Annotated in this window: 11 protein-coding genes; 8 read left to right on the top strand and 3 right to left on the bottom strand. The window is 70.1% G+C overall.

Features of this window, described 5'->3' with window-relative positions; all coding sequences use genetic code 11:
* The first annotated feature begins 43 nt into the window (after positions 1-43).
* Entirely contained in the window at positions 44-1,012 is a 969-nt protein-coding gene (locus BM085_RS35495; RefSeq protein ID WP_245789889.1) for a helix-turn-helix transcriptional regulator, read from the top strand.
* A gap of 412 nt (positions 1,013-1,424) precedes the next feature.
* Positions 1,425-1,670: a hypothetical protein gene (locus BM085_RS35490; protein WP_143121201.1), complete on the top strand. Its 246-nt coding sequence runs from the start codon at positions 1,425-1,427 to the stop codon at positions 1,668-1,670.
* Between the two features lie 87 nt (positions 1,671-1,757).
* On the opposite strand, the gene BM085_RS35485 is transcribed toward BM085_RS35490, so the two are convergent.
* Complete coding sequence (locus tag BM085_RS35485) at positions 1,758-3,662, bottom strand: CASTOR/POLLUX-related putative ion channel (protein ID WP_093891176.1); 1,905 nt, start codon at positions 3,660-3,662, stop codon at positions 1,758-1,760.
* Between the two features lie 146 nt (positions 3,663-3,808).
* Positions 3,809-4,174, bottom strand: coding sequence for a hypothetical protein (locus tag BM085_RS35480; RefSeq protein ID WP_093891175.1), 366 nt, complete (start codon positions 4,172-4,174; stop codon positions 3,809-3,811).
* A gap of 746 nt (positions 4,175-4,920) precedes the next feature.
* Between BM085_RS35480 and BM085_RS35475 the strand changes: the two genes are divergently transcribed.
* From BM085_RS35475 to BM085_RS35450, 6 genes are all read left to right on the top strand, one after another.
* Positions 4,921-7,752: a glycosyl hydrolase gene (locus BM085_RS35475; protein WP_245789888.1), complete on the top strand. Its 2,832-nt coding sequence runs from the start codon at positions 4,921-4,923 to the stop codon at positions 7,750-7,752.
* A gap of 298 nt (positions 7,753-8,050) precedes the next feature.
* Positions 8,051-8,428: an STAS domain-containing protein gene (locus BM085_RS35470; RefSeq protein WP_177245435.1), complete on the top strand. Its 378-nt coding sequence runs from the start codon at positions 8,051-8,053 to the stop codon at positions 8,426-8,428.
* A 211-nt stretch (positions 8,429-8,639) separates the two neighbouring features.
* Positions 8,640-9,026, top strand: coding sequence for a hypothetical protein (locus BM085_RS35465; RefSeq protein ID WP_143121199.1), 387 nt, complete (start codon positions 8,640-8,642; stop codon positions 9,024-9,026).
* Positions 9,026-9,982 (top strand): hypothetical protein, encoded by a 957-nt coding sequence (locus BM085_RS35460; protein ID WP_093891171.1) that lies wholly within the window; start codon positions 9,026-9,028, stop codon positions 9,980-9,982. Before BM085_RS35465 ends, BM085_RS35460 begins: the two co-directional genes overlap by 1 nt.
* Positions 9,983-9,996: 14 nt before the next feature.
* A complete protein-coding gene (locus BM085_RS35455; RefSeq protein ID WP_218158920.1) occupies positions 9,997-10,383 on the top strand; it encodes a YbaB/EbfC family nucleoid-associated protein in 387 nt (128 codons plus the stop codon).
* Positions 10,384-10,632: 249 nt separating this feature from the next.
* On the top strand, positions 10,633-11,679 hold the full coding sequence (locus BM085_RS35450; RefSeq protein ID WP_143121198.1) for a hypothetical protein: 1,047 nt from the start codon (positions 10,633-10,635) through the stop codon (positions 11,677-11,679).
* Between the two features lie 117 nt (positions 11,680-11,796).
* Here BM085_RS35450 and BM085_RS35445 read toward each other — a convergent pair.
* The coding region (locus tag BM085_RS35445) for a golvesin C-terminal-like domain-containing protein (protein WP_177245434.1) at positions 11,797-12,566 on the bottom strand (770 nt) is incomplete at its 5' end.

Genomic DNA, 12,566 nt, shown 5'->3' with positions numbered 1-12,566 from the left:
TGTATTTGCGTAGGCTGTGAACATGCCTGGACCCACCGGCCGCGTGCTGACACTCCTGGAGCTGCTGCAGTCGGGCGGCACTCGGACGGTGGCCGAGCTCGCCGACCGGCTCGGCGTCGATGGGCGCACCGTGCGACGGTATGTGGACCAGCTGATCGACCTTGACGTGCCCGTGGAGTCGGTGCGCGGACGCTACGGCGGGTACCGGCTTGCCCCCGGGTACCGTTTGCCTCCGCTCATGCTCAGTGACGACGAGGCGATGGCCGTGCTGCTCGGCTTGGTCGCCGGCCGCCGAGCAGGGTTGATGACCGCGGGTCACACGGCGAGCGAGACGGCATCGGCCAAGATCCGGCGGGTGCTGCCCAGGCACGTCGCCCGCCGGCTCGACACGCTCCTGGAATCTCTCGCCTTCACGGATCAGCCTGGTGAGTTCGCCACCCCGGACGCAGGGATCCTGCTCACCATCGCCGATGCGGTGCGTCACCGCCGACCGGTCTCGATCAGATACACCGGCCGCGACGGCCGGCGCAGCGAACGCACGCTGCACGCGTACGGAATCGTCGCCCATTCGGGCCGGTGGTACGTCACGGGCACGGATGCTGGGATCGGTGAGGACCGGACCTTCCGGCTCGATCGCATCGCAGACGCGAGGACCCTGCCCGGCTCATTCGAGGCATCCGTGGGGCCCGGTCCGGCACAGCGCGTGTTGTCAGGGTTCGCCACGGCTGAGTACCGGCATGAGGTGACCTTGCGGATCCACGGGACGGTTGAGCAGATCCGTGCCCACCTTCCCGCCGGCGTCGCGAGCTTGGAGGAGCACGAGCCCACGGCAGGCAAGGACCCGGCGACCGAGCGCTGGCTGCGCGTCGAGCTACGGGCGGAGCGGCTCGACTGGTTGCCTCCGGCACTCGCCTCACTCGACCGGCCGTTCGTCATCGAGCGCCCCGATGAACTGCGCAACCTCGTCATCGCGCTCGCCGATCGCCTCGCGTCCCGCGCCCGCCAAGCCTGACAGCGAGGAACCAATGTCAGGAGATGGCGCAGCTGATGACCCCAGCCGGCACTCACGGCCGTGACCGTCTCCGCATCACGGCCACCTAGCAGCGTTTCCGCTGACCGCGAGACCGCACTGCGGTGACCGCCCACCAGCAGATCATCCTGTCCGTCCACAGCCGCGGAACCGCATGCCCGTGACTCGCCGCTCGCCGACGGCGACCGAGGTCGGCTGGTGATCACTATGACCGGCCGGTGAGATGCCCGCCTGCGGAACGCCCCGCGACGTGCATGAAGTCCGATTAGCCGGAAATATCAGTGTCAGGAGAGACGATGGAGATGTGAACACGAGGTGAACGATCAACCGGGTGCTGCGGAGGTTCCACGGAACTCGCGCACCCCGGGGAGAGAGGCGCACGATGCCGACAACGATGAGCGTGTCCGAACTGGCACAGGTTCTCTTCGCCTCCGCGCTGCAGGTATCCGACAATCCCTCGCCGGATCAGGTGCGTACGGTCATCGCAGACGTGCTCCGCGCCTGTCACGAGGATCTCGCGTTCTGCGCGGGCTGTGTCGCGCAGGAGGCCGGGGACCATCCCGAGGCGTACGCGACCCGGATGCGCTGGGCCCTCTGCGCCGCCCATCAGGTCGACCCCGCCACCCTTGCCACGACCTGACCCCGGCCTCGGGGCCGCGCGGCGCCCCGGCACGGCCGGTTCCGTCGGCGGGCGGGAAGGGCGGAGCGTCCGGGCCGGTGTGACGGCTCAGGCGTGCTCGACCCGGCGTGCCCCCGCCGGATGGGCTCCCGGTCCGGGGCGGAGGGCGCCGTCGGCGAGCACGATCACCGCGTCGCCGGGGCGGAACGTGAGGTCGGTGCTCTTCGGCGGGTTCAGGACGATGCCGCCTCCGACGCCGCCGGTGGCCGCGCCGGCGGCACGATAGCCGATCGCCACCTCGTCGTACGCGCGTGCCGCCGCCACCACGGTCGCGTAGTTGACCGGGGCCGACAGCCGTACGTAGTCCTCGGCGGGCCGGATGTAGATCTCCTGGCCTCCGGCGTCGAAGAGATCGGCGAACAGCCCGTAGCGGCGGGGGTTCTCGGCGATCTGGATCATCAGCAGGCTGGTGATCTTGGAGCTGACGATGAAGTCGTCGACCTCGGTGACCTCGACGAGCCGCCTGTCGCAGTCCCTGGCGATCTCCGTCACCAGGCTGTGCCGCCATCCGTTGTCCCCGCGCATGTCCCTGACGTGAAGAAGGGTGAGGAGCGTGCGCGAGTCGGCGACCTGGGCGTCGACCCGGTCGTCGGCCAGGATCAGGACATGGTCGTAGGATCCCAGGCCCAGCGCGTCGAGGGTGTCGCGCCGCGTGACGTCCTCGGTCGCGTAGCTCAGGGCCAGGTTCCCGAGCCGGGCCGACAGGCTGCTCACCTGCGACGTCACCCGGGGGTCGTCGGCCACCACGGTCACCTGCGAGCCCGGTGGGATGTATCGGTCGAACTCCGTGACGATCGCGGCTCCGCAGTCGTTCCAGCCGAGGACCAGGACGCGGCGCGTCGCGGGTCCGTCCCGGCCGGTGGCGGCGATCGCGTCCCGGTCCACTCCGGCGGACGTGGGGAGCGGCGTGGTGCCGTGGTCGTCCGCGATGACGACGAGCCGGTCGCCCGCGCCGATCGGCGTCTCCCCGGCGGGGTTGAGGACGGCCTTTCCGTCCTGTTCCAGGCCGATGAGAGAGCAGTTCTCCAGGGCCGTGAGGGCGTCGCCGAAACTGCTGCCGGCCAGCTCGCCGGGCGGGCAGAAGTAGATCTCCTCCCCCTCGAAGCTGAGAAGGTCGCTGTAGACAGCGGAGAGACCGGCGTGCAGGCAGGTCTGCACCATGATCCGTGCGGCGATCTCGTCGACGTCGACGACCTGCGTGTTCGCTCCGCCCGCGAGGCGGGCCGCCGCGAGGTTGCGCGGGTCGCGGACGCCCGCCACCAGCTGGACCTCCGGCCGCACCCCCGCGGCGTCGAGGGCCAGGAGGGTCTTGACGGTCCTGGCGTCGGAGTCTCCGTCCTCGGACCCGAGCACGATGACCGCGTGTGCCCGCTCGGGGCTGACGATGGCCACGTCCACCGGGTCGGTGGGGTTTCCGGTGCGGCACACGACGCGCATGCGACGGGGAAGGGCCGCCCTCTCCCTGATGGCCTCCTCCATGGAGACCCGGTCCATGTCGGCGAGGATCACCACGCGGCTCCTGCCCCGGCGGGCGTTGGCGGCGGCGAGCTCCGACAGGATCAGGAACACCTGCTCCGACCAGCCGAGCACGACGGTGTGATCGTGTTCGATGACCTGGGAGCGGCCTTTCCGCAGCCGGGCCAGCTTCCGGTCGAGCCCGGTCTCGATCAGCCCGACGAGCGTGCCGAAGATCACGAGTCCGGTCAGGGCGTGGACCAGCATGCTCGCCAGGAACACCGGGGAGCCGGTGTCCCGGGTCACCGCGAACGGCGACATGGTGCGCATCAGGCCCGCCCACAGGGCGGAGGGCAGGTCCGGAGGGCTGGGGGAGAGGGTGAGGATGGCCGCCGCGCCGAGGGCCGCCATGACCAGCGCCACGACGGCCAGCAGGCCGGTCATCGCCCAGGCTCCCCGGGAGATGAGGTTGTCGAAGCGATACCGCAGGCGCCTCAATCGTGAGCCCTCCCCGTCTTCACTTCGGGTTACCGAACGCAACGGAAAGTAATTATGGCCCTCCTTTGGGGGGAGGCGGGGGTTCTGCGGCAAAAAGGCGCCGGTCAGACCTCGTCAGGTCTGGCCGGCGCCGGGGACGGAGGAGGCTAGCTGACGTTGGCGCAGATCACGTAGACGCTGATGCCGACGTCGTTGTAGTTGTTCTGGCGGCCGAGGCCGATCCAGCCGGAACCGTCATCGGTGGGGAAGGAGCCGACCAGGATCGCGTCGTTGCCCTGCGCCTCGGCGCCGCCGCCGATGGCCCGCTTCCCGGAGGGGCACCGGACCGTGCGGCGCTGGAAGTTGGGGACGTTGGCGTTGGGCAGCTTGACGATCTGGTAGCCCGTGAAGTCGGCGGCCGCCGGAGCGGCCGGGGCCGCGGCCGTGGCCGGCGTGGCGGCGGCCACCGTGGTCAGGCTCGCGCAGCCGACGAGGGCGGCGAGGGCGATGGTCGTGAGCCTCTTGCTTCGCATGCTGTCTCCTGGGGCAGGGGGTGCTGGGATAGTCACGGAAAGTAAACAATCCACTACGCGGAGTGTCCAGCCTTGTTTTTGTCACTGTGCGGCCAGTTGTGCGGGGCGCGGCGAATGTGATCTATCCCGGCCTCCGGAGTCGCCTTCCGTGCTTTCCGGGGCCTCCCGGGTCGCCTCCCAGGGCTTCCGGCGCCGTCTCGCGGGGGTCTCCGGGATCGCCTTCGGCCGGCCTCCGGGATTGTGCGGCGGCACGGGATGCCGGCGGGGCGGCCCTCCGTGTCACCCGCCGGGTGGGGCGCCTGCGGCAGGGGTGACGCGGGGACAGTCCCGGTGCGTCGCGGACCGGCCGGCCGGCAGTGGACGGCTCCTAGGAGAGAGAGCGCTCTCACATCAGGGTACGACTATCGCCCGGCGCCGGACCAGGATCTCGCCGGGGCGCTTTCCCGGCTCCAGGGTGCGCCCTCCGTGTAAGAAATGCCTATTTCGTGGGGCAATGCCCTCCCGCCTGCACTTCCTTATTTTACCTTTCCGTTACCGTCGCGAAACGTTGACGTCCGCGACACGGGCCGTTACTTTCGCGATCAGAGAGCGCTCTCTCGCACGGTCCGCCTCAGATCACCGACTTCTCCCCGGAGGCACCCCCCATGCATCCCCTCATCCGGACCACGGGTCCGGACAGTGCGCACCCCCGTGAAAGGCGACTCACCCACCGTCCGTGGGCCCGCAGACGCGCCCTCGTCGCCGGCGTGGCCGTCGCGATGGTGGCCGGCATGTTCGGCTTCGGTCTCGCCTGGTCCGCCGAAGCGGCCACGGTCGGCGCCGGCAGCTATGCCGACACGCTGCCCGCCGGCCGATCGCTGCCGACCGGCTGCGGTTCCATCTCCACCAACCCGCGCCAGTGGGTGACGGCCAACGCTCCCGCGGGAGCCGTCCCGACCAACGACTGGTGGTCGTCGATCCTCTACAAGAAGACCGACTGCTCCTACGGCGAGCCGCTGCACGCCCACCCGATCTCCTACGACACCTCCGGCGCCGGCCTCGGCTTCTCCTACACCACCACGCCCGCGATCAGCGGGACGGCCACCGGGGTCGGGGAGTTCCACTACCCCTACGTCCAGGACATCCAGGTCGGCGTCGCCGGGCTGAACTCCCCCGACGTCAAGGTCGACGGCTGGAGCGACTGGACCGTCACGCCGTACTGGAGCGGCGGCGGCCGGACCATGAAGGCCACCATCGGCCACGGCCTGCCGTTCGGCTACTTCCAGATCACCGGCGGGGACGCGCGGATCACCGCGGCCGGCGCCCCGTCCGTCTGGTCCAACAGCGGCGCCACCATCGGTTTCACCGTCAACGGGCACGACTACGTCGCCTACGCGCCGACCGGCGCCACCTGGGCGGTCAGCGGGACGACGATCAGCTCCTCCCTCGCGGGCAAGGGCTTCTTCTCGGTGGCGGTCCTGCCCGCGGGCGGCGACCGCGCGGCCCTGGCGAACACCTACGGCCAGTACGCGCACGCGCACGTCACCGGCACCCGGGTCTCCTACTCCTACAACCCGGCGAGCAGCACGCTGAGCACGACGTACGCCTTCACCACCACGGCCCGGCAGGGCGGCGCGACCGGCACGGTCATGGCCCTCTACCCGCATCAGTGGAACCATCTGACCGGCTCGACCCCGCTCGCGCAGACCTACGTCTCCGCGCGCGGCCAGATGAAGATCGTCACAGGGACGCAGTTCACGACGTCCATGAAGTACACCGGCGTGCTGCCCGAGGTGCCCGCCGTCGGCGACGGCGCCGGGGCCGACCTGGCCACGGTCACCGGCCTCCTCAACGCCGAGCTGGGCAACCCGATGGACAACCGGGGCGACGACACCTACTGGACCGGCAAGGGGCTGGGACGGGCCGCGCGCATCGCGGAGATCGCCGACCAGCTCAACCTGACCTCGGTCCGCGACGCGGCCCTGGGCGCCATCCGCACCCGCCTCAACGACTGGTTCACCGCCTCGCCGGGCAAGACCTCCCGGGTCTTCTACCTCGACCCCACCTGGGGGACGCTGATCGGCTACCCGGCCTCCTACGGTTCCGACCAGGAGCTCAACGACCATCACTTCCACTACGGCTACTACATCGCGGCCGCCGCGACCCTGGCCAAGTACGACCCCAACTGGGCGAAGACCAGCCAGTACGGCGGCATGGTCGACCTGCTGATCCGCGACGCCAACAACTACGACCGCGGCGACACGCGCTTCCCCTACCTGCGCGACTTCGACATCTACGCCGGCCACGACTGGGCGTCGGGCCACGGGGCGTTCGGCGCGGGCAACAACCAGGAGTCCTCGTCCGAGGGCATGAACTTCGCCAACGCGCTGATCCAGTGGGGGCAGGCCACCGGTAACACGGCGGTCCGCGACGCCGGCGTCTACATCTACACCACACAGGCGGCGGCGATCCAGGAGTACTGGTTCGACGTGCGCGACCAGAACTTCCCGGCGGCCTTCGGCCACAGCACGGTCGGCATGGTCTGGGGCGACGGCGGCGCCTACGCCACCTGGTTCAGCGCCGAGCCGGAGATGATCCAGGGCATCAACATGCTCCCGATCACCGGCGGCCACTTCTACCTGGGCGACAACCCCGCCTACGTGACCACCAACTACAACGAGCTGACCAGGAACAACGGCGGGCCGCCCACGGTGTGGCGGGACATCCTCTGGGAGTTCCTCGCCCTCGGCAACGGAGACGCCGCCCTGGCGAACTTCCGCGCCAACAGCGGCCTCACCTCCGAGGAGGGGGAGAGCAAGGCGCACACCTTCCACTGGATCCGGAACCTGGCCGCGCTGGGCACGGTGGACACCTCCGTCACCGCCAACCACCCGCTGGCCAAGGTGTTCAGCAAGAACGGCGCCCGGACCTACGTGGCCTCCAACATCACCGGCGCCGCGATCACGGTGACCTTCTCCAACGGCACCACGCTCAACGTGCCGGCGGGCAAGACGGTCACCTCGGGCGCCCACACCTGGAGCGGCGGCAACGCCGGTGGCGGGGTCGACCCGAGCCCCCAGCCGACCCCGACCGTGACGCCGACCCCGACGGTCACGCCGACCGTGGGCCCCTTCGCCGCGACGCGCTACCCGCAGGCGGGCGGGGGGCTGCCGGGCGCGGCGGGCGCGGCGGGCACCGTCACGCTCGCCGCCGCCAACGGCAACCACGACGGCACACCCGTGAACGCGCAGGTCTTCACGGCCACCGGCCTGACCGCCGCCCACAACGGCGGGACCACCGCGTTCGACCTCGCCGTGGACGCGGGCACCACCGTCGCCAACGGCGTCCAGGCCCGGGTCTCCTACGACCTGACCGGCGACGGAAGCTGGGACCGGGTGGAGACCTACCGCTACTTCGCCACCGACCCGGTGGCCGGCTGGGAGCACTACACCCAGGCCGCGGGCCTGCAGTCCTCCTCCGGGACGCTCGGCAACCTGTCCGGCGGCCGGGTGAGGGTGGAGATCTGGAACGCCATCGGCGGCGGCACGACCACCCTCGGCACCGGCGACCGGTCCCTGGTGCGGCTGCCGTTCGGCTGATCCGTGGGCACGTGCCGGTCCCATCGGCACGTGATCGGCTGATCCGCCGGCCTTCGGCTGATCCGCCGACAGACGCCGGTCCTGCCGGCATGTGGGGTGGCCGGGAGCGGGGACCCCGGCCACCCCTTCCGCGCGCCGGCTGATCTCGGGGAGACCGTCTCCAGGGCCGGTGACCGAGGCCGTTACGCACATGTCTCCTGACTGTCGCCCAACCCGCCGGGCGGGACGGGTATACCTTGATCAGTCTGAACAGCAGCCGGCGCGGGCCGAATCGTCGGCGCATGGGAGAGACAGGGCGATGAGTAGAGAGCTGGTCATCCGCGTCACCCATCACGAGGAGACGGGCTGCGCCGTGCTCACCGTGACGGGGGACATCGACCGCAACTCCAGCCCTCTCCTCAGGACGGCCATCGGCGAGCTGATCTCCGCCCAGCGTGCCAGGATCGTCCTCGACGTCGGGGGAGTCACCTTCTGCGACTCCAACGGCCTGCGGACATTCCTCAGCGGGATGACCTCGGCCTTCGAGGCGGGCGGATGGCTGCGGCTGGCGGGAGTGCGGGGCCATTTCGAACGGCTGCTGCGCATGACCGATCTCTACAGTTTCTTCTCCATCGACGCCGACGTGCCCGGCTCGCTGGAGCACGCCTCCCGCCGAGGCTCCCGGCCCTCCGGATGAGGGCCGGAGGCGGTACGGGCCCGCACCTGCCGGACATGTATTAACGCCGCATTAACCCTGATTTAGCGCTTCCGGAACAGGCAGGTTCCAGGCTCTCACCACGGTGTGCTTCACCGATCTCACGGCCCCTCTAGAACTCCGAGGCCCATCGGGGATATTAAGGGTTTGTTGCCGGCGATCTTCGAGGTCCGTGCACAGTGAGGAGCGGTACGTGGCGGAGCCAGCCCCCGCGCGGGGCCAGTCGGAGCCCATGGCGTACGACCACGACCAGTTGGAGAACCAGGCCGCACCCGGCTTCGGCAAGGTCGGCGGCGATCTCCACGAGGCGGTCAAGCGGGCGGCGGACGCCCTGAAGGCCCTCGGCGACCTGCCGAGCGGCGAGGAGACCGACCAGAAGTTCCTGCGCTGGTTCACTCCCAAACGCGACCAGATGCTCGCCCTGACGGACGACCTCGCCGAAGCCTACGGCGACATCAGGGACGGCCTGCTCGCGATGCACAGGAGTGTCCTGGTCCTCGACTGGGGCATGGCGGAGGACCTGGCGAAGTTGCCGGACTACCTGGCCGACGGCCAGGCGGCGGAGCGGGACGGCGCCTGATGGCGATCTCACCGATGCTCGGGCTCAAGGTGCTCTTCGGGGCCGGCATGGGCTACCTGGTGGCCCTGCGGATATACGGCGGCGTGACGGCTCCCGAGATCCCGCCCGACAAGCTCCGGGAGATCGCGCGGATCTTCAACCGGCTCGCCGACGACCTCGACGGCGGAAGGGGGGAGAACGCCGACAAGGGCATCGCCGACCGCGCCGACGCGCTGGCCGCCTCGGTCTGGGACAACGAGCGCAACAGCGGCCCGGCCGTGGAGGGGTTCCGCACGCTCTACCAGGGGGCCGTCTCCGGTTACGCGCCGCTGCTCGCCAAGGACTGCCGTGTCGTGGCCATCGGCTGCGAGGCCTACGCGGATCTGGTGGAGGAGGCGCACAAGGGCCTCGCCCAGCTGGAGGACCTGATCCTGCAGATCATGTGGGTGGTGATGTTCCAGCCGATGACCACCGCTCTCTACGGGGTCGCCGCCGCCCGGGTCGCCGCACTGATCAGGGCGGCGAAGAACCTGAAGTCCGCCTTCGCCCTGAACGCGGCGAGGATCATGGAGATGACGGTGCCCAAGTACGCCATGACGACGCTGCTCTACATGGCCATCGACGGCGCGGCCTACGCGGCCGGCTCGATGGCGATCACCAAGAGTGTCCAGCTCGCCCACGGCCAGCCGCTCGGCTCGGCGAGCGAGAACGCGGAGGAGTTCGGCAAGATCGTCGGCGCGAACGGCGCGTACGTCCTCGGGTACGACCTCGCCAAGCTTCCCTTCCGGGGGATGCCGACCACCCGGGGCATCGAGCTGGGAGCGCGCCTGACCGGCTCGGGGCTGGGGTACACCCCCGCCTACAGCGCCCTGGACGGCGACGGGGAGCTGCTGCCCACCTACGACGAGTGGGCGGCCAAGTTCAGCGGGCACGGCCTGCGGGCGGTCATCTTCCCGCCCGGATGGAAGTTCAAGTAGCGAAGGAGCACGTGGTGGGTTACCCGGACGAGGCGGTCCTGCGCCAGATGGAGGACGGCCTGGGCGACATCACCGGCGAGGGCGAGGCCGCCGGAGGGCTGGTCCACGCCGTCACCGACGCGGCCGGCCGGCTCGTGAAGATCACCTTCAATCCGCGGGTCATGCGCATGGACAGCCGGGAGCTGGCGGAGGAGACCGGCGCGGCCGTACGGCGGGCGCAGGAGGACGGACAGCGCAAGACACGCGAACTGGTCGGCGAGACCCTCGGCCGGTCGGCGCCGGAGGGCCTGCCCGATCACACGGGGTTCTGGAACGGGCTGCGGGAGATGCGGGAGGCGTTCGACCGGTCGATGACGGACCGGGAGGCGGAGGTCGCGCGGCGGCTGCGGGATCTGGACTGACGCGGCGCCGGCGCCGCCGAATATTGACAGCGCGAGATCTGGTTCAGTCAGGACCGCAAGAAAGGTTGGGTCTTCTCAAGGGGTGGCGAGCGAGCTATCAAGAGCTCAGAGCCAGTTGTGAACCAGGCATTCCAGCGCCGTGCCCTGCTTGCCGTGCGGCGTCGCGGGCGTGTCTGGTCGTCCGAACCCCCCAAGTGGAACGAGGCCGACATGCACAGGTTACGAAAAGCGATGTTCAGGATCCTCTGTGTGACGTTCATGCTCGCGACCGGTCTCGTGACCGTCGCCGCGAGCGCCCAGGCCTCCGTCCCCAACCGATGGGGGTTCGCCCACATCAACCTGAACTCGGGCATCCCCGACCCCGCCCGCCAGGCGGGGAGCTGGGGGGCCGGGTTCAACGTCACGGTCGCGCCCGGCGGGGTGGGGCAGACATATGTGACGTTCCCGCAGCTCGCGATCGACGGCGGCGTCGTGCACGTCACGGCGATCTCCCAGACCGCCTACTGGTGCCAGGCCCAGAAGTGGGGTCCGGTGGGACCCGACCTGGTCGTGGTGGTGCAGTGCTACAAGTACGGCGGAGGACCGGTGTTCACCCCGTACAGCATCGTCTTCGAGCAGAGCACGGGCGTCCTGCCCGCCCCCCAGGCGTTCGGCTACGTCCACTACGACGGCGCGTCCATCGTCAGCCAGTTCAACTCGGCTCCGGCCGTGAACACCGTCGCCGGAGGCGGAGGGGTCTGGACGGTCACCCTGCCCGGTCTGGGCTCGTCGGGGCCCGCCGGGAACATCCAGGTGACCGCGGTCGACCCGGTCCAGCCCGCCCACTGCAAGGTCGGCGGCTGGGCCTCGGCCCTCGGCGCGCAGACGGTCCAGGTCCGCTGCCACAACGCGACGAACGTCCCGCTCAACACCGGCTGGTCGCTGACCTACCAGCGTGAGCGGGCGATCACCGGGGCGGCGGTCCCGCCGAAGAACTTCGCCTACACCTTCGACAACACCCCGGCCAACCCCGGGCCCTACTCGCCGGTGCCGCCGGCGGTCAACTACAACTCCCAGCTCGGGATCAACACCGTGCAGACCGCCGGGCTGGGCCAGCGGCTGGTGACCTTCCCGAGGGTCGGCGTCCTGCCCGACGACGTCCAGGTCACCGCCTACGGCCCCGGCCCCGAGTACTGCAACCTGCAGACCCTGTGGAACACCAGCGGCAGCGTCGCGATCGTCCGCAACGTCGTCTGCTACAACGGCACCACCCGGGTGAACCAGCCATCCCTGACCACCTACACCTCGGCCCTCTGACCGGCCTCTGAGATCCGCCGCGGGTCCCGTACGGCATGCCGTACGGGACCTCTGCCGGTCAGGGGGCGCTTGCGGCGGGCCCGGCGAGAGGTGCTCGCCGGGCCCGCCGTAAGCCGGTCAGACTCGTGTGATGCGGACGGCGTCGGCGATGATCAGTCCCGTGCCGGCGGTCCACCGGCTCACCCCGACGACGTTGTAGTCCCCGGCGTTCAGCGTGAAGGTGCCGACGGCGCGCCAGGCGCCGCCGCCGGTCCGCTGGTCGACGTAGACCGTCTTGTTTCCGCTGGAGGTGGTGACGATGTACGGCGCGGCGGTGTTGTAGCCGGAGACGGCCGGATACCAGGCCTCGACGCGGTAGGTGGCCGTGGCGGGGATGGCGGCCCGGTACCAGGCGGTGTCACTGGCCGCCACCGGTTCGGCGTACCGGTAGTCGGCGCCGTAGCGCTGGCCGGAGTAGGTGGAGGTGCCCCAGTTGGCGCTCGCGGTGAACCTCCCCGCCGTGGTGTTGTCGACGATGGTGGACCAGGTGCTGGTGGTGCCGTTGACGTACTGCATGTATCTGGTCCAGTCCCAGTTGGGGCCGGGGTCGGTGTGGTCGTTGCCCGGCACCTCGACGTGGCCGACGATGTGGGTGCGGTCCTTGGGGATGCCGTAGCGGTCGGCGACGTTGCGGGTCAGCGCGGCCGAGGAGCGGTACATCGCGTCGGTGAACCAGGAGGCGTCGTTGACGTAGCCCTCGTGCTCGATGCCGACGGAGCGGCTGTTCCAGTCGCGGGCGTGCCAGGCCCGGTCCTTCTCGCGGACCATCTGGGTGACGTCGCCGTCGGAGGAGCGCACGACGTAGTGCGCCGAGACCTGGGCGGCGGGGTTCTGGAACCAGGAGATGG

This window comes from Streptosporangium canum (assembly GCF_900113865.1).
GTDB lineage: Bacteria > Actinomycetota > Actinomycetes > Streptosporangiales > Streptosporangiaceae > Streptosporangium > Streptosporangium canum.
This window is presented reverse-complemented; position numbering and strand designations above follow the sequence as displayed.

Excerpts from the sequence above, each read along its gene's own strand:
- BM085_RS35480 (WP_093891175.1), bottom strand. The coding sequence starts at position 4,174 with ATGCGAAGCAAGAGGCTCACGACCATCGCCCTCGCCGCCCTCGTCGGC.
- BM085_RS35470 (WP_177245435.1), top strand. The coding sequence starts at position 8,051 with ATGAGTAGAGAGCTGGTCATCCGCGTCACCCATCACGAGGAGACGGGC.
- BM085_RS35460 (WP_093891171.1), top strand. The coding sequence starts at position 9,026 with ATGGCGATCTCACCGATGCTCGGGCTCAAGGTGCTCTTCGGGGCCGGC.
- BM085_RS35490 (WP_143121201.1), top strand. The coding sequence starts at position 1,425 with ATGAGCGTGTCCGAACTGGCACAGGTTCTCTTCGCCTCCGCGCTGCAG.